Here is a 19,749-nt window from a genome sequence, read left to right on the forward strand (position 1 = left end):
ACTGACGCAGCTGTCGCTAGCTGGGTAGGGCGCTAGACTCCTGATCGGCAACGGCAACGGCAACGGCAACGGCAACGGCAACGGCAACAGCTCGAACGCTCGCAGGACTCAACTCGACCTACCGCGCAATGCCAGCGGCACCAATCGTTCAGGCCGTGGCTTGCATCCGCGCGATGATGTCCCACAACCGCGGATCGGCATAGTCTTCGATCACCAACCGCGCTCCGGCTTCCAGCAGTCGTTCGGCCGGCTGGGTAGTGGCCAGGCCCACGGTAAAGATGCCTGCGTCGACAGCTGCCTTGACGCCAGGCAGCGAGTCCTCGAAGGCCAGCGCCTGCGCGGCCTGGGCCTGCAGGTACTGCAGCCCGGTGAGGTAGGGCAGGGGGTCGGGCTTGGGCCGTGCCAGCTCATCGGCGACCAGGACATGAGCGAAACGCTCGCCAAGGCCCATGGCCCCGAGCATGTGCTCGGCGTTCAGGCGCGGGGCGTTGGTCACCACGCACATGCCGATGCCGTGCCGCTCGGCATGTTCCAGCAGGCGCAGCAGGCCGGGCATCGGCGTCAGGGTTGGCGACAGTTCGCGGAACAACGCCTCCTTGCGCTCGGCCAGGGCCTGGCGGTGGGCGGCATCAGAATGGGGGAACAGCTCGGCGAACAGCAGGCCGTTGGAGCGGCCGCTGACCTGGGTGTTGAACTGCTCCTGGGTAAGCTCGCGGCCATCGTGGTCGTGCAGCAGCTTGCGGAAGGCTTGCAAGTGCAGGGTGTCGGTGTCGGTTAGGGTCCCATCGAGATCGAACAGCAGGGCGGTCAGCATCGGGCATCCTTAAAGGGGAGAAACCATTCAGCAGCATACTATGCCATCAGCATTGGAAAGTGCAGTTGGCCTGTTCCTGCGCATCTTCGGCGCAAGACTCACAGGCGTGGGGCTGCCAAGCAAACGCCTCAGCCTCAACAGACCCTGAACGGTTAATATCGGCTGCCAGGCATTACAGCACGGAGCACTCACCCCATGTCTTTTGTCACCACCCGCAAGATCCTGTTCGGCGATTGCGACCCCGCTGGGATCGTCTATACGCCGCGTATCGGTTACTTCGTCATCGAGGCGATACACGAGTTTCTCTCCCACCGGCTGGGCGGCGAAGGCCTGCGCAAGCTGTTCGCCATGGGCGTGATGCCGCCGGCGCGGGCGTTGTCCATCGAGTTCCTGTCGCCGATGGCCTGGGACGACCTGATCCGCGTGCACGTCAGCAGTGGGCCGCTCGGCCGCACATCGTTCAGTTTCGCCGTAGAGGGGCTCGGGGCCGGTGGCGAAGTGTGTTTTCGGGCCAGTATGACCCAAGTGTGCGTCTGCCCCGAAAGCAAGCAACCGGTTGAGCTGCCCGAGGCACTGCGCCAGGCACTGTGCAGCACTACAGGCTGATGCGCATCACAACGGATAGATATTTCATCAACAAACAAACGTTTCAGCATCAATTGGATATAAAGTCCAAACGTGACCGGTTATTCAGTTGCGGTTTTCCGTTTAAATGAGGCTGTTGCCACTGGTTGCTCCTGCTGAAAGCTGTTAGCTTTCGCCTCGCTCAGGAATTAAACAAGCAGGCCTGCAACGCGCCGCTTGCGGTCACCCGAACAAACAACGGGCGATCGAACAGGGAACGATAATAAAAATCCTAGGGAGGGATAACCGGATGAATCTCTACATCCGTCTGTTGCTGGCTGTTCTACGCGGTTTCTTCAAGCCGCCGATGGCCCTGACCGACACGCTGCAGCGAACGCTGCGGGTCTGGCCGAACGACATAGACATCAATAAACACATGAACAATGGCCGTTACATGACGATTGCCGATCTGTTCATGCTGGAACTTTGCCTGCGCGCGAAAATCCTCATTCCTGCCTTCAAGTTGGGCTGGAAGCCCATGCTCGGCGGTAATCTGGTCGTCTATAAAAAGCAACTTTCCATGTTCGAGCAGTACACCGCCGAGTTCAGCATCTGCTGCCTCGACGAGAACTGGACCTACTTCCAGTACACCTTCTTCAACCGTGCCGGTGAAGTGGTGGTGACTGGCTATTCCAAGGGCGCCTGGGTCGGCCGTAAAGGGCTGGTCGCCAACGCGGTGATCGCCGAAAAGCTCAAGGTCGAACCCACTACCGCGCCGATGCCCGAAGCCATCAGGAAATGGCTGGAGGCTGAGGCCCACGTGCTCGGCAAGGCCTGAACCAGGCCGCGCCGCGGCCCTCTTGGCAAACACCTGACACCCACGTCGTCCGTCCATTGCTCCACGGCCCCAGGCCTGTGGCAGGCACCGCGCGCGGCAGGCTTTGCCGTGCCCGCCAGTTGCGTCTGCCCCACGTCGATCCATGAATGAGTAGGGAACACCTCATGCCGAACACCTTGTTGTTGATGCTGGTTCTTTTCGCGGTCTTGCTGTTGGTCGCCGAGCTGTTCAGGCGCTACCGCCTGGTGGGCCTGACGTTCTTCGTGCTGTCGCTGCCGGCGTTGCTGGTGCCGAACGCCAACCTGTTCATGCGCATCAAGACCATCAGCGTGCTGCTGCCCATGTGCTTCCTGGCGTATGCCAGGTACAGGCCGAAAATCGAGGGTTTCATCTACAAGCTCATCTACGTGGTGATCGTGCTCAACATCATTGAAGCCTCGGTGATCGACTGGCAAACCGGCAACGTCCTCAACATCGTCGCCGCCGTGGGCCTGATCCTGAGTCTGCCGTACTCGCGCCAGCACTGGGAGATCTCTGGCCGTCATCACGATTTCGTGGTGCGCGTCCCTGCCTACTGGCCCTACCTGTACACCACCTGGAACCTGTGCTTCCTGTACTCGGCACGGATCACCACCTTCGGCTATGCACTGCCGCTGTTGCTGGCGCCGGTGGCCTACGCCTTGCTCCTGCGCCGCACCGACCTGTATTTCCAGGCCCGCGCCTACACCTTCGGCTTCTACCTGTTCGTGCGCACCATCGCCGGCGACACCCCGCTGATGAACCTGCCGGCCTTCGACCTGACGACCTGGTACAGCCCCGACGCCGCGCTCGCCTGGAGCGTCGTCAATGTGATTTTCACAGGCGCCTGCCTGTACAGCTACGGCGCAAGCCGCAAAAAGAACAAAGCGATCGAACAAGGAGTCTGAAGCATGTTGGAAGTTATCCTGCTGGCGTTTTTCATCACCGTCAGCCCCGTGATCCTGTTGATGAGCAAGACCCGGGCCGAGCCATTGAAGCATGTGTACATCGGCCTGTATTACGTGAAGTTCGTGCCGTTGCTGCTGTCGTTGTACGCGATTAACCTCAGCGCCAGTTTCCTGGCCTGGAAGTGGGTCCAGCTGAAGTGGCTGCTGCCTCGCTACTTTGGCTATCGCCACTACAATCGTGACTCCATCTCGATGGAGAGCACGCCGATCCCGGGCACTGACTACCACATGGGCTACATCCCCAAGAAACTGCCCGCCGAACTGGTCTATCGCTGGAGGAAAGACAAGGTCTACCACAACTATATCCAGTCGATCATCAAGGCCAACCGCGACTACTACAAAGTGCCGCTGGGCCAGTTCCCGCAACCGACGGCGATTTCCGACGAGGACCTGAAAGTCTTCCTGATGTCGTCGCAGATCACCCACTACCTGCAGACGGTCGATGGCGTATCGACCTTCGACATGCGTGATTTCACCCGCGAGATCCGCCTGTCCAGTTCGGTGTTCGACGTGGCCAGCATCTCCATCGCCCAGGACTTCGCCACCGACAGCATGCGCATTACCCTGCGCGACGGCTTCAGCGTCGGCCCGGGCGAGCCGCACTGGGACCTGGCCAAGGTGTACTTCATGTCGAACACCATGGTGTTCTTCATCCTCGGCGCGCACCTGCACCACCACCTGTTCTTCGCCGAAATGGGCGCGGCATTCCTGTTCAACCTGGTGCCCAAGGATTCCAACTTCCACAAGCTGATGGATCCGCACACCGCCTATATCCTGATGCTCAATCACCAGTTCAAGGAATCGCCGCTGTCGTTGCGCGAAACCACCGGTATCGCCGACAAGTTCCTCTACAGCTGCATCGGCTACTACTCGGCGCAGACCTTCTACAAGGTCGGTTATGAAAACGCCCTGAACATGTACAACAAGCGCGACACCGAAGACCAGGCGCTGACCCAGAAATTCGAGATCAAGTTCGCCATCCCGTTCGACCAGTACCTCAATGGCCAGCACGCGCTCAATGCCCAATACCGCGACTACTACGCGGCGGTGCTGAAGTTCGTCACGACCAGTTACGACGACCTGCTGCGCGACGGTTCCGAACCCTATATCAACAACTGGGTCGCCGAGCTGTGCCGCTATGTCAACCTGCCGTGCCCGGCCAATGACAAGGCTTTCAACATCGAAGTGATCGCCACCTACATCTGGTACGTGTCGTTCGTCCATTCCCTGGAGCACTACCAGTTCCACAAGTACAAGATGAACTACTGCCTGCTGACCCGACTGCCGTTCTCGGTCGCCAAACACCTGCCAGCGGACCAGGTGTTCAGCCAATACGACATCTGGAAGTCCAAGCACATCGTGCACACCTTCGGCAAGAATCACCTCAATGCCGGTGTGTCGGAAAGCTATGCCGACCTGGACTACAAGTTCCGCGACCTGTCGCTGATCGACAAGCAGGCGCAACTGAAGAAGGACGTGCTCGGCCTGCTGGAGAAACACCAGACGCCAAACGAGGCGATCGCCTTGTCCATTCGTTATTGAGCAGCCATCCAACTGAACGTGCGCTCGCTGGGAAAGCTGCAGCCCGGCATTACCCCAAAGGCCAACTTTCTCATGGGAGCCTGACTTCAACTCCAGGCACTTTTTGTACAACGCTCGGGAGACGTCATGCGCTCACCTGTGGCACTTTGACGAATACCGTGTACTGACCGTGCTCCATGGCTTCAAACGCTATCAATTTTTCCACAAGCGCGGCGCTCAATACCTTTCCGGCGTTGAGCAGTAACATGCCGTTGTCAGCGTTCAGGTTGCGTGCCAGCACCATCCCGGCGGCCAGTTCATGGGTGGTGCAGGCTTGGACTTCGGGGTCCGCGAGGCTTAGATCATTGACAAATGTCGCACAGACAATGACGAAATCCTCCAGCAGTGCCGGGTCATACAAGCGGCCCGAATATTTGCGCAGGTAGAGCAAGGCCTCGTCGCTGTTCATCTGCCGTTCGAGTACCAGGCCTCGCTGCAGTTCGACGAAATCCACGACCAGTTTGAGCAGGCGGGCGCCAAACGGGATGCACTCACCTTTGAGACGGTCCGGGAAACCGCTGCCGTCCCAATGTTCCTGATGATGCAGGATCAAGCGCGCAGCATCTTTCATAGGCTCCAGGGTCATCAGCAATGATTCGCTTTGACGGGGGTAGTCGCGATAGCGCTCGCTGTGTTTGAGCAGGTCCGATGGGGCGACCATCATGCTGTCCGGCCAACTCAGCTTGCCGACGTTGTACAGCGCGGCAGCCATGGCAAGGTCGCGGCTGGTCGCTTCGTCCAGGGCGTGGGCCTGGCAATAGCCGCGCACCAGATCGATGATTTGCCGGTTGGTCTGCTTGGCTGGCGGCAGGCGCAGGTTGGCCAGCATCGAGAACACTTCGGTGCCAGTGACGTAGCTGTGTTTCAGTTCCTCATAGGCCAGGTCCAGCATGTCGGCGGTCTGTTGCAGTTCGGCGGTACGCGCCGCCACGCGTTTTTCCAGGTTGATGTTGAGCAGCCTCAACTGGGCATTCTGCTTGCGTGCAAGTAATTCCAGGCTTTGGCGCTCTCGTTCGATACGCTGGTGCTCCAGGGCCTGGCGCAAGGTCAGCAGCATTTCGTCGTCGTTCCAGGGCTTGCTGATGTAACGATGGATACGCCCGTCGTTGACAGCCTTGATGATGGCGCCTGGGTCTGCATACCCGGTGAGCATGATCCTGACGGAAGCCGGGTGGCGCTGGTGAACCTGCGCGAGCAAGGTGGCGCCGTCCATGCCCGGCATCCGCGCATCGCTCATAACCAGGTCCGCTGGGTGTTCGGCCATCAGCGCCAGCGCCTGTTCGCCGCTGGTTGCCAACAGCAGGTCATAGGGTTGGCCACGCAATAGCCGGCGCAGGCTATTGAGAATCGGCTCCTCATCGTCGACGAGCAACACGGTCGGCCGATACGTTGGGTTCAGAGTGGGTTGCGCTTCCATGGCGGGCCTCTCCCAGTCGGTCCATGGACGCGCATCACCGAAGCGCGCCAAGGCAAAGGCTAGATCATTTTTTACGCCATGGGCGTTGCAGGAATGCCGGGTGAATGGCAGGCAAAGAGTACCAACGGCATCTAATCTGATGGGGGCACCCTTTTGTGCACTTGTCAGCCAAGGGATAAAGGACTTCCCGGATGATCGAGCCCAATACCTGTCGCCATTCCCACATCAGCTGGCGTTATGCGCGATCCCGAGGCTGCTGGCGCTTGCTGGTGATGCTCTGCCTGTGTGCGGGCGCCGGGGCCGAGCCTCTGGATGAGCCCCTCAAGCCTCTGCCGCCGATTCCGACACTGGAGCCTGAGCGTGTCGAATTAGGGCGCCAGTTGTTCAACGACGTGCGGCTGTCGCTCAACAGCAGCCTTTCGTGTGCCAGTTGTCATCGTCCCGATAAGTACGGGGCCGACGATAGGGCGTTTTCGATAGGGGCCGATGGTCAGCCACTGTCGCTGAACACCCCGACGGTGTTCAATGCCAGCCTCAATTTCCGTCAATTCTGGGATGGCCGGGTCGAGTCGCTCGAGGAGCAAGGCAATACCGTGATCACCAGTGCCCATGAGATGGGTGGGGATTGGGGGGTGATCGTGCAACGCATCGCCAGCGACGACCGCTACCGCCATGCGTTCATCAATGCCTATGCCGATGCCGTGACGAAGGCCAACATCCTTGACGCCCTTGCCAACTATGAACGGACCTTGCTGACACCCGGCTCGCGGTTCGACCGCTACCTGCAGGGCAACACCGAGGCGCTTACCCGGCAAGAAAAATACGGCTACGAGCGTTTCAAGGACTATGGCTGCATCGCGTGCCACCAGGGCGTGAACATTGGCGGCAACATGTTCCAGAAATTTGGCGTCTTCGGCGATTATCTCGCTGACCGCGGCAATCCCACAGCCGCGGACCAGGGCCGCTTCAACGTCACCGGCGATGAAGCCGACCGGAGCGTCTTCAAGGTACCGAGCCTGCGCAACGTGGCGATGACCGCGCCCTACTTTCATGATGGTGCGGCGCCCACGCTCGAGCGCGCGGTCGAGGTCATGTTCCAGTACCAGCTGGGGCGTGTGCCAAGTGAGGAGGACCGGGCCTTGATCGTGCTGTTCCTCAAGACCCTCACCGGTGACAGGGCAGGGACAGACACACCATGAAAACGATCACACGGCGTGGCAGCCTGCTGTTGCTCAGTGGCGTGGTCCTGACGCTTTCCGCCACGCTGGGGTTCCTGTATCTCAATTCCGGTTCGGAGCTGACCCAAGCCTACAACGAGTCCCGCGACCTGATCCGTCAGCTCAAGCAGCAGGATGCCCTGTGGGAAAACGAGATGCTCAAGGCCCGCGTGGCCCTTGCCCACGACTACGACCCGCTGGTAGCACCACTCAAGGAGATGAAGCGGCTATGGGCACGCTTCGACAGCCAGGAGGCAGATCAGGGGCGCAACGACTCGGGCCAGTGGCGCGTTGCTCATGATGGTTTCCTCGCGTCGCTGGGAGAAAAGGCGCGGCTGGTGGAGCAATTCAAGTCGCACAATGCGCTGCTGCGCAATTCGCTGGCGTTCCTGCCCGCGGCCGAAGACAGCGTGCAGGCCCAATTGGGCAAGGTGCCCGACCCCGATCGGAAGGAAGTGCACGATTTTGCCACCGACACTTACGACCTGTTGCTCAGCGCTCTGGAATTCGCCCAGGTAACCTCTGCGGACAAGGCCGCAGAGATTGAAGTCGGGTTGGGTGCATTAGCCGTCAACGTGCAGAACCTGCCGGAGGAGTTTCAGACGCCTGTGAGGCTGCTGAGTAGCCATGTGGCATTGATTCTGCGTGAGCAGCCCATCGTCAACCGACTGCTCGAAGACATCGAGGCAATTCCCGTAGCCGAGCGGCTGGACAGCCTGACCAGTCTGCTGGACCACGATCAGCAGCAGGTCGAGAAGAGCGATCGCAGGTATCACTTGTATACCTTGTGGCTGTCGGGCCTGCTGGCACTGTCCGTGGTGGGTCTGGCCATGATGCTGTTGCGAAGCTTCGCAGAAGTGCGACGGGTCAACAGCGCCTTGCAGGCCGCCAACGAAGTCCTGGAACAACGGGTCGAGGACCGCACCCGGGAGCTCAGGAACGCCCAGAGTGAGCTGTTCAGCGCCGCGCGCCAGGCTGGCATGGCGGAGATCGCCACCAATGTGCTGCACAACGTGGGCAACGTACTGAACAGTGTGAACACCTCCTGCGAACTGATTGCCCGCATTCTGCGCAGCAGCAAGACCACGGGCTTGGGCAGGGCTGTGCAACTGATCGATGAACATGCCGATGACCTGGGCCGATTCATCACCGAGGACCCCAAGGGCAAGTTGCTTCCCGGCTATCTCAACCAGGTGGCCGAGGCTATTACCCAGGAGCAGCGCGGCATCGTGGTCGAGCTGGAGAGGATGAACAAGAGCGTCGACCATATCAAGGAGGTGGTGGCCACCCAGCAATCCTACGCCGGTGCCAAGAGCGTGCCCGAGCCGCTGTCAATCCACGAGCTGATCGAGGACGCACTACGCATGAACGCGGGGGCGCTGACTCGGCATCAGGTGTCGGTGTTGCGCGACTTCGGCGATGTACCGCAGGTAATGGGTGACCGACATCGGCTGCTGTTGATCCTGATCAATCTCATCAGCAACGCAAAATACGCCATGTCGGGTCTGGGCAACGAACATCGGACCATGACGCTCAAGACAAGGATCATCGAGGGTGAATTCCTGGAGATGAGCGTGCTGGATGAAGGCGAAGGCATCATCCCGGAAAACCTGCAGAAGATTTTTGCCCACGGCTTCACCACCCGCAAGGATGGGCACGGATTCGGTTTGCATAGTTGCGCCCTGGCTGCCATCGAGATGAACGGCCATTTGACGGCTCATAGCGATGGCCCAGGCCTGGGGGCGCTTTTCACCCTGCGAATTCCGCTGATCGCGGTAACGGAGCCTGCATGAGTGACCTGGCCAATCGCCGCATTCTGCTGATCGACGACATGCCTTCGATCCACGAAGACTTTCGCAAAGTCCTGGCCCCGATCAGGCTGAAGAACGCCGAACTCGACGAGATGGAGGCGCTGTTGTTCGGCGAACCGGCCAAGCAGGAAGGACCGGTGTTCGAACTCGACTCGGCCTACGGTGGCGAGGAAGGCCTCGGTTTGCTTAAGCGCGCGCTGCAGGCCCAGAAGCCCTATGCGCTGGCTTTTGTCGACATGCGTATGCCAGATGGCTGGGATGGCGCCAAAACTATCGAGCACCTGTGGCAGGAGGACCCCCAGTTGCAGGTGGTGGTGTGCACCGCATATTCGGATTACTCCTGGGACGAACTGCTCGACCGACTGCGCGCCCACGACCGTTTGCTGATCCTGAAAAAACCCTTCGACAACATCGAGGTCCAGCAGATGGCCAGCACCTTGTTGACCAAATGGGAAATGACCCAGCGCGCCTCATTGAAAATGCACCAGCTCGAACAGCGGGTTGAGCAGCGCACCCATGAGCTGAAGCATGCCAGCGAGGCACTGCAGCGTGAAATCGACGAGCGCAAGCAACTGGAAAGCCAGCTTGTGCAGTCGGAAAAGCTTGCATCGTTGGGCCAGATGGCTGCCGGCGTAGCGCATGAGATCAACAACCCGATCGGGTTTGTGTCATCCAATCTCGGTACCCTGGAGGGGTATTTCCAGCAACTGGCGACGATGCTTGATGCCTATCGCCATGCCGAGCAGGGCCTGGGCGCCAGTGAAGTCAGCGCGGCATTGCAGAGGCTGCGCGAGCAGACCGAACTGGATTTCCTGAGGGAAGACATTCCTGTGCTGATCAAGGAGTCCAAGGAAGGGATTGGCCGCGTTGCGCAGATCGTCAAGGACCTCAAGGACTTTTCGCGCGTCGACAGTGCGCGGCAGTGGCAATCGGCCAACTTGTTGCAGGGCATTGACTCCACGGTGAACATCGTCGCCAGCGAGCTCAAGTACAAGGCCGATGTGATCAAGCGGTACCAGCCGTTGCCCGATGTCGAGTGCCTGCCGTCGCAGATCAACCAGGTGATTCTCAACCTGCTGGTCAACGCGGCACAGGCGATGGGCTCTGAGCGCGGTACCATCACCTTGAGCACCGGCCAGCTGGACGCCAGTGTCTGGATCGAGGTAGCGGATACGGGGTCAGGAATTGCGCCGGAGCATCTGCAGAAGGTCTTCGATCCGTTCTTTACGACCAAGCCTGTTGGCCAGGGGACCGGGTTAGGGCTCTCTCTGTCCTACGGCATTATAAAAAAACACAGCGGGCATATATCCGTCCGTAGTCAGGTTGGAGAGGGCACGGTCTTCACCATTGAACTGCCGATCAAACAGCAAGCCCCAAGCGTAGTGCCTTAGATAGTCGGTAAATAGGCGACATCCAGGCGGCCGACGAAGGGGGCTGTTCAGTTTTTGTGGAAAAGAGTACAAATGTGCTCCATGGACAATTTATCCCCCAAACGCCGCGCCATCCTCGAATTCATCCGCGAGCGCATCACCGATCAAGGCCAGCCGCCGTCGCTGGCCGACATCGCCGAGCGCTTCGGTTTCGCTTCGCGCAGCGTGGCGCGCAAGCACATCACCGCCCTGAGCCAGGGCGGCTTCATCGACGTCACGCCCAACCAGGCGCGGGGTATCCGCCTGGCCGAGCCGTTGCGTCGGCCCGAGATCCTCGAAGTGCCGGTGCTCGGCCAGGTCGCCGCCGGTGCGCCGATCGGGCCCGACCTCGACATCCACGAGCAGTTGCTGCTCGACCCCAGCCTGTTTCGGCGTACCCCCGACTACCTGCTCAAGGTGCGCGGCAACTCGATGGTCGACGACGGCATCTTCGATGGCGACCTGGTCGGCATTCGCCAGCAGGGCGAGGCCCGCGACGGGCAGATCGTGGTCGCCCGGCTCGACGGCGAGGTGACCATCAAGCGCCTGCAGCGCACCCGCGACGGCTATCGGCTGCTGCCGCGCAACCCGGCCTATGCCCCCATCGACGTGAGCCCCGAGCGCGAGTTCTTCATCGAAGGCGTGTTCTGCGGCTTGCTGAGGCGTGACTGATGGGCGCGGTGGTCGAACTCGACCGGCTGCTCGATCAGCGCCAGGTATGGCGTGGGCGGCAGGCCCAGGCGCGTCCGCAGGGCCTGCAGCCCACCGGGCATGCCGCCCTCGATGGTCGGCTGCCGGAAGGCGGTTGGCCGGCGGCGTCGCTCAGCGAGCTGCTGCTGGCCAGCCCCGGCTGCGGTGAGTTGCAGTTGCTCTGGCCCACGCTCGCCCGGCTGAGCGGGGAAGGGCAGAGGGTGGTGCTGGTGGCGCCGCCGTTCATCCCTTATGCGCCGGCCTGGCAGGCCGCCGGGGTGGACCTGCGCTGGCTGGTGCAGGTTGACGCCGAGGCCGGCGATGCCCTGTGGGCAGCCGAGCAGTGCCTGCGCTCGGGCAGTTGCGCGGCGGTGTTGTGTTGGCCGGAGCGTGCCGATGATCGGGCGCTGCGGCGTTTGCAAGTGGCCGCGGAAACCGGCAACGCGCTGGCATTCGCCTGTCGTCCGCGGCAGGCCGCGCTGAACCCATCGCCTGCCGCCCTGCGCATCGCCCTCGACCTGCGCCCGGCACAATGGCGCGTGCTCAAGTGCCGGGGTGGCCTGCCACCTGCCGCACCCATCGCCTGCCCTGGGCAGGGGTGATGCACCATGCTCTGGGCCTGCATCCTGTTACCCCAGCTGGCGCTGGACACTGTCCTGCGCGAACGTGACGACCCCGAGGCGCCGCTGGTGCTGCTCGGCGGGCCGCCCCAGCGCCGCGTGCTGCGGGCGGTCAACCCGGCGGCCAGTGCGCTGGGCCTGCGTGCCGGGCAGGCCCTGACCGCCGCCCGCGCCCTGGCCGACGGTTTCACCTGCGTCGAGGTCGAGCCGGCGCGTCTCGAGCAGTTGCAGCAGCTGCTCGCGGCCTGGGCCTACCGTTTCAGCGCCCAGGTCAGCCTGCACTATCCCCGTGCGCTGCTGCTGGAGGTAGGCTCGAGTCTGCAGCTGTTCGGCCCGTGGCCGTCGTTCGAGGCGCGCCTGCGCCAGGAACTGGCGGCACTCGGCTTGCGCCAGCGTATCGTCGTGGCCAGCAACCCGGTGGCGGCGAGAATGCTCGCCAACGGTCACGATGGCCTGGCACTGACTTGCCCGCAGGCGACCCGCGCTGCCTTGCTCGACATGCCCGTCGAGCGTGTCGGCCTGCCCAGTGAGGCAGCCGAAGCCTTCATCCGCATGGGCCTGCGCCGCCTCGGACAGGTGCTGGCGCTGCCCCGTGATGCCTTGGCCAGGCGCTTCAGTGCCCAGGTGCAGTTGCACCTGGACCAACTGCTTGGTTTGCGCAGCCTGGGGCTGGGTTTCTACCAGCCGCCCGACCGTTTCGAGGCGCGGCTGGAGCTGAACTTCGACGTCGAATCACACCAGGCCCTGCTTTTCCCCCTGCGTCGTCTCATTTACGACCTGGCGGCATTTCTCGCCGGGCGTGACTGTGGCGTGCAGCGTTTCGAACTGCACCTGGAGCATGCCGAAGGCGCGGACACCGTGCTCAAGGTCGGCCTGTTGGCTGCCGAGCGCGACGTCTCGCTCTTGTTCGAGCTTGCCCGTGGCCGCCTTGAGCCGCTGCGCATCCCGGCGCCGGTGCGCAACCTGCGGCTGCTGGCCGCCGACCTGCCACCGTTCGTGCCCCAGCACCAGGCGCTGTTCGACCCGCGTGCGCAACAGGCTCAGCCCTGGGACCAGCTGCGCGAGCGCCTGCGCGCGCGGCTGGGCGATGACGCGGTCAAGGGCTTGCGCGCCGAGGCCGATCATCGCCCCGAGTGCGCCTGGCAAGGGGTGGAGCAGGGTGGGCAGGGCCATTTGGTGATGGCCCCCGGTCGGCGTCCCGGCTGGTTGCTGCCGGTGCCTCAGGCGCTGTCCGAGACCGGCCTGCAACTGCTCGGGCAGGCCGAGCGCATCGAGTCCGGCTGGTGGGACGGTGGTGATGTGCGGCGCGACTACTACCGCATCGAAACCCGTGATGGCCTGCGCGGCTGGGCCTTCCGCGACCTCGCGGCGCCGGGGCCGTTGTGGCTGCAAGGCTGGTTCGCATGAGCGCCCCCGGCTACGCCGAGCTGCACTGCCTGTCGAACTTCAGTTTCCAGCGTGGTGCCTCCAGTGCCGACGAGCTGTTCCGCCGCGCCCGCGAGCAGGGTTACCAGGCCCTGGCGATCACCGACGAATGCACCCTGGCGGGCATCGTCCGGGCCTGGCAGGCGGCAAAGCAGCATCAGGTGCGGTTGATCGTCGGCAGCGAGGTGCGGGTGCACCAGGGGGCGAAGCTGGTCCTGCTGGCACAGGACCTTGCTGGCTACCAAAACCTCTGCGCCTTGATCACCCGCGCCCGGCGGCGCTCGCAGAAGGGCAGCTACCAGTTGCTCGTCGAGGACCTCGAGGCCCATCACCAGGGCTTGCTGGCGCTGTGGGTGGCCGAGCCGGACGACAGCGCCGGGGCCTGGCTGCAGCCCCTGTTCGACGGGCGCCTGTGGCTGGCGGTGCATCTGCACCGCGGGGCCGACGACGCTCAGCGCCTGGCCCACCTGCGCGCGCTGGGGGCGCGGCTCGATCTTCCGTTGGTGGCCTGCGGCGATGTGCACATGCACGTGCGCGGACGGCGGGCGCTGCAGGACTGCATGACCGCCATCCGCGAACATTGCGCGGTCGCCGAGGCGGGGCGCTTTCTGTTCGCCAATGGCGAGCGTCACCTGAGGTCGCCCGACCAGTTGCACGAGCTGTACCCCGACGATCTGCTGGCGCAGACCCTGCAGGTTGCCGAGCGCTGCACCTTTGATCTGTCCCAGCTGAACTACCAGTACCCACGGGAACTGGTGCCCGAGGGGCAGACCCCGGCCAGCTGGCTGCGCGAGCTGTGCCGGCGAGGGTTGCCCGAGCGCTGGCCCCAGGGCCCGAGCGACCAGGTCCACGCGGTGCTGGAGCGGGAGCTGGCGCTGATCGAGGAACTGGGCTACGAGAGTTACTTCCTCACCGTCCACGACATCGTCGCCTTCGCCCGCCGCCAGCGCATCCTCTGCCAGGGGCGAGGCTCGGCGGCCAACTCGGTGGTGTGCTTCGTCCTCGGCATCACCGAGCTCGATCCCATGGAACACCGCCTGCTGTTCGAGCGCTTCCTTTCCCGCGAGCGCAACGAGCCGCCGGACATCGATGTGGATTTCGAGCACGAGCGCCGTGAAGAGGTGATCCAGTACGTGTTCCAGCGCTACGGCCGGCACCGTGCCGCGCTCACCGCGGTGGTCAGCAGCTACCATGCCGCCGGCGCGGTGCGCGACGTGGCGCGGGTGCTCGGCCTGCCGGCCGACCAGGTGGACGCCCTGGCCAAGTGCTGCGGGCGCTGGAGCGACCGCATCCCTGATGCCGCTCGCCTGGCCGAGGCCGGGTTCGATGCGCACAGCCCGTCGCTGCGGCGCATCCTGGTGCTGGCGGGGGAGCTGATCGGCTTTCCCCGACACCTGTCGCAGCACCCCGGGGGCTTCGTCATCTCCGAGCAGCCGCTGGACCAGCTGGTGCCGGTGGAGAACGCGGCGATGGCCGAGCGCACGGTGATCCAGTGGGACAAGGACGACCTGGACATGGTCGGCCTGCTCAAGGTCGACGTGCTGGCGCTGGGCATGCTTAGCGCGCTGCGCCGCTGCTTCGACCTGATCGCCCGACACCGTGGGCAGGCGTACACCCTGGCGACGCTGCCCAAGGAAGACCCGGCCACCTACGCCATGATCGGCCGCGCCGAGACCATGGGCGTGTTCCAGATCGAGTCGCGGGCGCAGATGGCCATGCTGCCCCGGCTCAAGCCGGAGAAGTTCTACGACCTGGTGATCGAGGTGGCCATCGTGCGCCCCGGGCCGATCCAGGGCGACATGGTTCACCCGTACCTGCGCCGCCGGTTGAAGCAGGAGCCGGTCACCTATCCTTCGGCAGAGCTGCAGGCCGTCTTCGAGCGCACCCTGGGCGTGCCGCTGTTCCAGGAGCAGGTGATGGAGCTGGCCATGGTCGCCGCCGACTATAGCCCGGGCGAAGCCGACCAGTTGCGCCGCAGCATGGCCGCCTGGAAGCGCCATGGCGGCCTGGAGCCGCATCGCGAGCGGCTGATCGCGGGCATGCTGCGCAATGGCTACGAGCTGGCCTTTGCCGAGCGTATCTTCGAGCAGATCAAGGGTTTTGGCAGCTACGGCTTCCCCGAGTCCCACGCTGCCAGCTTTGCCCTTTTGTGCTACGCCAGCAGCTGGCTCAAGTGCCATGAGCCGGCGATCTTCACCTGTGCGCTGGTCAACAGTTGGCCGATGGGCTTCTACAGCCCCGACCAGTTGCTGCAGGAGGCGCGCCGCCAGGGCATCGAAGTGCGCCCGGTGGATGTGTTCCATAGCGAGTGGGATTGCACCCTGGAGGCACTGGGCGAGAACGAACTGGCCATCCGCCTGGGCCTGCGCCAGATCCGCGGCTTCAGCGAGGACGATGCCCGGCGCCTGGAGCAGGCGAGGGCGCTACGCCCCTGGCGGGATGTCGAGGACTTGTGCCTGCGCGTCGGGCTTGATGGCCGGGCCCGGGCACGCCTGGCCGACGCCGGGGCATTGCGCGGGTTGGCCGGCGACCGCCACCAGGCGCGCTGGCAGGTGGCGGCGGTGCAGGCGCAGCTGCCGTTGTTCGCCGAAGTCGAATCGACACTTGAACAGGCGGTGGCCTTGCCTACACCAAGCATTGCCGAAGATCTGGCAGCCGACTACGGCACCCTGGGCACCACCCTCGGGCCGCATCCCCTGACCCTGCTACGGACACGCTTGCGCGCGCTGGGGTGTCGCAGTTCAAGGGAGCTGGCAGGGGTCGAGCATGGCGACAGCATCGCCGTCGCCGGCATCGTGGTCGGGCGCCAGCGACCACAGACCGCCAGTGGCGTGACCTTCGTCACCCTTGAGGACGAGCATGGCATGGTCAACGTGGTGGTCTGGCGCGACCTGGCCGAGCGCCAACGGCGCGAACTGGTAGGTTCGAAGTTGCTCAAGGTGAGCGGGCGGCTGGAGCAGGAGAGCGGGGTACGGCACCTGATCGCCCGGCGCCTGGAAGATATCAGCCCACTGTTGCAGGGGCTGGATGTGCGCAGCCGGGACTTTCACTAGAAATAGCGTTTGGCTTGAAGGCGGCGCGGTCGGTGTGGGAGCCGGCTTGCCGGCGATAGGGCCGCAGCGCGGCCCCTGGTGCAGGCAGCTCAGACCATCGCCAGTCGCTGCTTGCGTGTCGGAGCCGGGAACGCCTGCTCGATGGCTTGCAGGTCCTCTTCGGCAAGCACCAGGTCGGCCGCCGCCGCATTCAAGCGCACATGCTGCGGATCCACCGCCTTGGGGATCGCGATCACCCCATCATTACGCGTGACCCAGGCCAGGCTCACTTGTGCCGGCGTGGCGCCATGGCGTTCGGCGATCTGCGCCATCACCGGGTGGCGCAGCAAGCGTCCGGCCTGGGCCAACGGGCAGTAGGCCATGGTCGGCAAGCCCTGCTCGCGGCTCCACGGCAGCAGGTCGAACTCGATACCACGCTCAGCCGGGTTGTACAGCACCTGGTTGGTGGCGCAGGCGCTGTTATCCAGTTCGCGCAAGTCGTCGAGGTCGAAATTGGACACGCCCCAGCGGCGAATCTTGCCCTGCTCGATCAGCCGCTCGAAGGCTTCCACAGTCTCGTCCAGCGGGTACTGGCCGCGCCAGTGCAGCAGGTACAAGTCGATGCAGTCGGTGCCCAGGCGCTGGAGGCTGCGCTCGCAGGCGGCCGGTACACCGCGTCGGCTGGCATTGTGCGGATAGACCTTGCTGACCAGAAGCACCTGGTCGCGGCGCCCGGCGATGGCCTGGCCGACCACCTGCTCGGCGCCGCCTTCGGCGTACATTTCCGCCGTGTCGATCAGGCTCAGGCCCAGGTCGATGCCTTGTTGCAGGGCCGCCACCTCGGCGGCCCTGCGGCCCGGGTCCTCGCCCATGTACCAGGTGCCCTGGCCGATGGCCGGAACGCGGGAGCCCGCCAGATTCACGTAACGCATGTCACCTCCTGTGGGTGGGTATGGGTCAGCAGTACATCGAGCAGCGCCTCGGCGGCCTTGGACAGCTTGTGATCGCCCAGGGCGATCACACCGATGCGCCGCTCCACGGTGGGTTCGACCAGCGGCACGCAACGGGCGCCGAGCTCTTGCATCTGCTCGATGCACAGGGCCGGCACCGCGCTGACCCCCAGGCCACTGGCGACCATGCGGCCGATGGTCGACAGCTGATGGCTCTCGAAGGCCACCGCCAGCTTGCCATGGTTGGCGGCCAGGTGCTGTTCGAGCAGCAGGCGCACCGCCGATGGCCGCTGCAGGGCGATGAAGTCCTCGGCCAGCAGCTCCTGCCAACGCACCTGGGGCTGCTGGGCAAGGGGCGAGTCGGCCGGCACCACGGCGACGAAGCGGTCCATGTACAGCGGGTGGAAGCGCAGCGCCTCGCTGCTTTCAGGCTCGAAGCCGATGCCCAGTTCGACGCGGCGATGGCGCACCAGTTCCAGCACCTGCTCGTTGATCACGTCGTGCACGGTGACATTGACCTTGGGGTAGCGTTGGCGAAACACCTTCAGCGACCGTGGCAGCAGGTTGCCGGCGAAGGCCGGCATGGCCGCCACCGACACCCGACCCAGTTGCAGGGTGAAGCGCTGGCGCAGCATCTCCTCGGTATCGTCCCAGTCGGCGAGCAGGCGCCTGGCCAGGGGCAGCAGTACCTCGCCCTCAGGGGTCAGGCTGACGCTGCGGGTGGTGCGGGTGAGCAGGGCGCCGCCGAGGTTGTCCTCCAGGGCCTTGATGGTCAGGCTCAGGGCCGGTTGCGACACGTGCAGGTGCACGCCGGCCTGGGCGAAGCTCTGGTACTTGGCCACGGTAACGAAGGCACGCAGCTGCTTGACGTTCATGAGAGGCGGGCCCTTTGTTTTGGAAAAGTTATCAATCGATGACGAAAACAAAATTAACAAATCAGTCGACTACAGTGAAGATGACCGTACGGTTCCAACAACTACAAAAGGCGACTGAGCATGGCCGGACTGGACAAGCGTGTAGCAACTTATGAAGAGGCCCTGGCGGGCCTGACCGACGACATGACCGTGCTGGCCGGCGGCTTTGGCCTGTGCGGCATCCCCGAGAACCTCATCGCCGAAATCAAGCGCCGCGGCGTCAAGGGCCTGACCGTGGTCTCCAACAACTGCGGCGTCGATGGCTTCGGCCTCGGCGTGCTGCTCGAGGACCGGCAGATCCGCAAGATGATCGCCTCCTACGTCGGCGAGAACGCCGAGTTCGAGCGCCAGCTGCTCAGCGGCGAACTGGAAGTGGAGCTCACCCCGCAAGGCACCCTGGCCGAGAAGATGCGCGCCGGCGGCGCCGGCATCCCAGCCTTCTTTACCGCCACCGGCTACGGCACCCCGGTTGCCGAAGGCAAGGAAGTACGCGAGTTCAACGGCCGCAAGTACATCCTCGAAGAGTCCATCACCGGCGACTTCGCCATCGTCAAAGGCTGGAAGGCCGACCACTACGGCAACGTGGTGTACCGCAACACCGCGCAGAACTTCAACCCGCTGGCCGCCACCGCCGGCAAGATCACCGTGGTCGAGGTCGAAGAGATCGTCGAGCCCGGCGTGCTGCTGCCCAGCGAGATCCACACCCCGGGCATCTATGTCGACCGGGTCATCGTCGGCACCTTCGAGAAGCGCATCGAAAAGCGCACCGTCAAGGCCTGAGCGCCGCCCTCAAGAACAACAAAGAGATCCTGACCATGGCATTGACCCGCGAACAAATGGCGCAACGCGTCGCCCGTGAACTCAAGGACGGCTACTACGTCAACCTCGGCATCGGCATCCCCACCCTGGTGGCCAACTACGTGCCCGACGGCATGGAAGTGATGCTGCAGTCGGAGAACGGCCTGCTGGGCATGGGCGAGTTCCCCAGCGAAGCCACCATCGACGCCGACATGATCAACGCCGGCAAGCAGACGGTTACCGCCCGCCGTGGCGCGTCGATCTTCGATTCGGCGCAATCCTTCGCCATGATCCGTGGCGGCCATGTCGACCTCACCGTGCTCGGCGCCTTCGAGGTGGACGTGGAAGGCAACATCGCCTCGTGGATGATCCCCGGCAAGCTGGTCAAGGGCATGGGCGGCGCCATGGACCTGGTGGCCGGCGCCGACAACATCATCGTCACCATGACCCATGCCTCCAAGGACGGCGAGTCCAAGCTGCTGCCCAAGTGCAGCCTGCCGCTGACCGGTGCCGGCTGCATCCGCAAGGTGCTGACCGACCTGGCCTACCTGGAGATCGACAACGGCGCCTTCATCCTGCGCGAGACCGCGCCGGGCGTGAGTGTCGAGGAGATCGTCGCGAAGACTGCCGGCAAGCTGATCGTGCCGGACGACGTGCAGGAAATGACCTTCTAAGCAGCACCG

General features: G+C 63.6%; 17 protein-coding genes. 13 read left to right on the forward strand and 4 right to left on the reverse strand.

The annotated features are described in order from the left end of the window. Positions 1 to 148: 148 nt before the first annotated feature. Positions 149 to 814, reverse strand: a complete 666-nt coding sequence (locus ACQ4OD_RS24575) for an HAD family hydrolase (protein WP_258598004.1) — start codon at positions 812 to 814, stop codon at positions 149 to 151. 195 nt (positions 815 to 1,009) lie between these two features. On the opposite strand from ACQ4OD_RS24575, the gene ACQ4OD_RS24580 reads away from it, so the two are divergent. The 4 genes from ACQ4OD_RS24580 to ACQ4OD_RS24595 all read left to right on the forward strand — a co-directional run bounded on the left by ACQ4OD_RS24580 (position 1,010) and on the right by ACQ4OD_RS24595 (position 4,744). Further along, complete coding sequence (locus ACQ4OD_RS24580; protein WP_198755020.1) at positions 1,010 to 1,420, forward strand: acyl-CoA thioesterase; 411 nt, start codon at positions 1,010 to 1,012, stop codon at positions 1,418 to 1,420. Positions 1,421 to 1,688: 268 nt separating this feature from the next. Further along, a complete protein-coding gene (locus tag ACQ4OD_RS24585) occupies positions 1,689 to 2,216 on the forward strand; it encodes a thioesterase family protein (RefSeq protein WP_052752599.1) in 528 nt (175 codons plus the stop codon). A gap of 164 nt (positions 2,217 to 2,380) precedes the next feature. Continuing rightward, positions 2,381 to 3,142, forward strand: coding sequence for a hypothetical protein (locus tag ACQ4OD_RS24590; protein ID WP_198755021.1), 762 nt, complete (start codon positions 2,381 to 2,383; stop codon positions 3,140 to 3,142). Positions 3,143 to 3,145: 3 nt separating this feature from the next. Continuing rightward, positions 3,146 to 4,744 carry a hypothetical protein gene (locus ACQ4OD_RS24595; RefSeq protein ID WP_198755022.1) on the forward strand — a complete coding sequence of 533 codons (1,599 nt, stop codon included), beginning with the start codon at positions 3,146 to 3,148 and terminating at the stop codon, positions 4,742 to 4,744. A gap of 124 nt (positions 4,745 to 4,868) precedes the next feature. Here the strand turns inward: ACQ4OD_RS24595 and ACQ4OD_RS24600 are convergent, their stop codons facing one another. Then, positions 4,869 to 6,200 (reverse strand): HD domain-containing phosphohydrolase, encoded by a 1,332-nt coding sequence (locus ACQ4OD_RS24600; protein ID WP_258598000.1) that lies wholly within the window; start codon positions 6,198 to 6,200, stop codon positions 4,869 to 4,871. A 191-nt stretch (positions 6,201 to 6,391) separates the two neighbouring features. On the opposite strand from ACQ4OD_RS24600, the gene ACQ4OD_RS24605 reads away from it, so the two are divergent. The 7 genes from ACQ4OD_RS24605 (at position 6,392) to ACQ4OD_RS24635 (ending at position 16,425) form a co-directional block, all read left to right on the forward strand. Then, on the forward strand, positions 6,392 to 7,399 hold the full coding sequence (locus tag ACQ4OD_RS24605) for a cytochrome-c peroxidase (RefSeq protein ID WP_408981057.1): 1,008 nt from the start codon (positions 6,392 to 6,394) through the stop codon (positions 7,397 to 7,399). Beyond that, the gene (locus ACQ4OD_RS24610; RefSeq protein WP_198755025.1) at positions 7,396 to 9,210 is read left to right on the forward strand and encodes a DAHL domain-containing protein; all 1,815 of its coding nucleotides are present in this window, start codon (positions 7,396 to 7,398) and stop codon (positions 9,208 to 9,210) included. The genes ACQ4OD_RS24605 and ACQ4OD_RS24610 overlap by 4 nt, the downstream gene beginning before the upstream one ends. Further along, positions 9,207 to 10,619 (forward strand): ATP-binding protein, encoded by a 1,413-nt coding sequence (locus tag ACQ4OD_RS24615; RefSeq protein ID WP_430945088.1) that lies wholly within the window; start codon positions 9,207 to 9,209, stop codon positions 10,617 to 10,619. The genes ACQ4OD_RS24610 and ACQ4OD_RS24615 overlap by 4 nt, the downstream gene beginning before the upstream one ends. Before the next feature lie 72 nt (positions 10,620 to 10,691). Next, the gene (gene lexA, locus ACQ4OD_RS24620) at positions 10,692 to 11,309 is read left to right on the forward strand and encodes a transcriptional repressor LexA (protein ID WP_198755027.1); all 618 of its coding nucleotides are present in this window, start codon (positions 10,692 to 10,694) and stop codon (positions 11,307 to 11,309) included. Beyond that, positions 11,309 to 11,929, forward strand: coding sequence for a translesion DNA synthesis-associated protein ImuA (imuA, locus tag ACQ4OD_RS24625; protein WP_094012626.1), 621 nt, complete (start codon positions 11,309 to 11,311; stop codon positions 11,927 to 11,929). Before lexA ends, imuA begins: the two co-directional genes overlap by 1 nt. Positions 11,930 to 11,935: 6 nt before the next feature. Next, positions 11,936 to 13,354: a Y-family DNA polymerase gene (locus ACQ4OD_RS24630; RefSeq protein ID WP_430945089.1), complete on the forward strand. Its 1,419-nt coding sequence runs from the start codon at positions 11,936 to 11,938 to the stop codon at positions 13,352 to 13,354. Next, the gene (locus ACQ4OD_RS24635) at positions 13,351 to 16,425 is read left to right on the forward strand and encodes an error-prone DNA polymerase (RefSeq protein ID WP_430945090.1); all 3,075 of its coding nucleotides are present in this window, start codon (positions 13,351 to 13,353) and stop codon (positions 16,423 to 16,425) included. Before ACQ4OD_RS24630 ends, ACQ4OD_RS24635 begins: the two co-directional genes overlap by 4 nt. An 89-nt stretch (positions 16,426 to 16,514) precedes the next feature. Here ACQ4OD_RS24635 and ACQ4OD_RS24640 read toward each other — a convergent pair whose 3' ends face one another. Together ACQ4OD_RS24640 and ACQ4OD_RS24645 are read right to left on the reverse strand one after the other, a co-directional pair. Then, on the reverse strand, positions 16,515 to 17,336 hold the full coding sequence (locus tag ACQ4OD_RS24640) for an aldo/keto reductase (RefSeq protein WP_430945091.1): 822 nt from the start codon (positions 17,334 to 17,336) through the stop codon (positions 16,515 to 16,517). Further along, on the reverse strand, positions 17,324 to 18,229 hold the full coding sequence (locus ACQ4OD_RS24645) for a LysR family transcriptional regulator (protein ID WP_430945092.1): 906 nt from the start codon (positions 18,227 to 18,229) through the stop codon (positions 17,324 to 17,326). Before ACQ4OD_RS24645 ends, ACQ4OD_RS24640 begins: the two co-directional genes overlap by 13 nt. A gap of 120 nt (positions 18,230 to 18,349) precedes the next feature. On the opposite strand from ACQ4OD_RS24645, the gene ACQ4OD_RS24650 reads away from it, so the two are divergent. Together ACQ4OD_RS24650 and ACQ4OD_RS24655 are read left to right on the forward strand one after the other, a co-directional pair. Continuing rightward, complete coding sequence (locus ACQ4OD_RS24650; RefSeq protein WP_023632552.1) at positions 18,350 to 19,048, forward strand: CoA transferase subunit A; 699 nt, start codon at positions 18,350 to 18,352, stop codon at positions 19,046 to 19,048. A 35-nt stretch (positions 19,049 to 19,083) separates the two neighbouring features. Next, on the forward strand, positions 19,084 to 19,740 hold the full coding sequence (locus tag ACQ4OD_RS24655) for a CoA transferase subunit B (RefSeq protein WP_198755032.1): 657 nt from the start codon (positions 19,084 to 19,086) through the stop codon (positions 19,738 to 19,740). Positions 19,741 to 19,749 lie beyond the last annotated feature (9 nt).

The sequence above is a fragment of the Pseudomonas sp. WC1 genome (assembly GCF_050586565.1).
In the GTDB taxonomy this organism is placed as follows: domain Bacteria; phylum Pseudomonadota; class Gammaproteobacteria; order Pseudomonadales; family Pseudomonadaceae; genus Aquipseudomonas.

What these genes read in the sequence shown, in the direction of transcription:
- ACQ4OD_RS24650 (WP_023632552.1), top strand. Translation starts at nt 18,350, where the DNA reads ATGGCCGGACTGGACAAGCGTGTAGCAACTTATGAAGAGGCCCTGGCG.
- imuA (WP_094012626.1), top strand. Translation starts at nt 11,309, where the DNA reads ATGGGCGCGGTGGTCGAACTCGACCGGCTGCTCGATCAGCGCCAGGTA.
- ACQ4OD_RS24595 (WP_198755022.1), top strand. Translation starts at nt 3,146, where the DNA reads ATGTTGGAAGTTATCCTGCTGGCGTTTTTCATCACCGTCAGCCCCGTG.
- ACQ4OD_RS24610 (WP_198755025.1), top strand. Translation starts at nt 7,396, where the DNA reads ATGAAAACGATCACACGGCGTGGCAGCCTGCTGTTGCTCAGTGGCGTG.
- ACQ4OD_RS24615 (WP_430945088.1), top strand. Translation starts at nt 9,207, where the DNA reads ATGAGTGACCTGGCCAATCGCCGCATTCTGCTGATCGACGACATGCCT.
- ACQ4OD_RS24655 (WP_198755032.1), top strand. Translation starts at nt 19,084, where the DNA reads ATGGCATTGACCCGCGAACAAATGGCGCAACGCGTCGCCCGTGAACTC.
- ACQ4OD_RS24635 (WP_430945090.1), top strand. Translation starts at nt 13,351, where the DNA reads ATGAGCGCCCCCGGCTACGCCGAGCTGCACTGCCTGTCGAACTTCAGT.
- ACQ4OD_RS24580 (WP_198755020.1), top strand. Translation starts at nt 1,010, where the DNA reads ATGTCTTTTGTCACCACCCGCAAGATCCTGTTCGGCGATTGCGACCCC.
- ACQ4OD_RS24640 (WP_430945091.1), bottom strand. Translation starts at nt 17,336, where the DNA reads ATGCGTTACGTGAATCTGGCGGGCTCCCGCGTTCCGGCCATCGGCCAG.
- ACQ4OD_RS24605 (WP_408981057.1), top strand. Translation starts at nt 6,392, where the DNA reads ATGATCGAGCCCAATACCTGTCGCCATTCCCACATCAGCTGGCGTTAT.
- ACQ4OD_RS24630 (WP_430945089.1), top strand. Translation starts at nt 11,936, where the DNA reads ATGCTCTGGGCCTGCATCCTGTTACCCCAGCTGGCGCTGGACACTGTC.
- ACQ4OD_RS24590 (WP_198755021.1), top strand. Translation starts at nt 2,381, where the DNA reads ATGCCGAACACCTTGTTGTTGATGCTGGTTCTTTTCGCGGTCTTGCTG.
- ACQ4OD_RS24585 (WP_052752599.1), top strand. Translation starts at nt 1,689, where the DNA reads ATGAATCTCTACATCCGTCTGTTGCTGGCTGTTCTACGCGGTTTCTTC.
- ACQ4OD_RS24645 (WP_430945092.1), bottom strand. Translation starts at nt 18,229, where the DNA reads ATGAACGTCAAGCAGCTGCGTGCCTTCGTTACCGTGGCCAAGTACCAG.
- ACQ4OD_RS24600 (WP_258598000.1), bottom strand. Translation starts at nt 6,200, where the DNA reads ATGGAAGCGCAACCCACTCTGAACCCAACGTATCGGCCGACCGTGTTG.
- ACQ4OD_RS24575 (WP_258598004.1), bottom strand. Translation starts at nt 814, where the DNA reads ATGCTGACCGCCCTGCTGTTCGATCTCGATGGGACCCTAACCGACACC.
- lexA (WP_198755027.1), top strand. Translation starts at nt 10,692, where the DNA reads ATGTGCTCCATGGACAATTTATCCCCCAAACGCCGCGCCATCCTCGAA.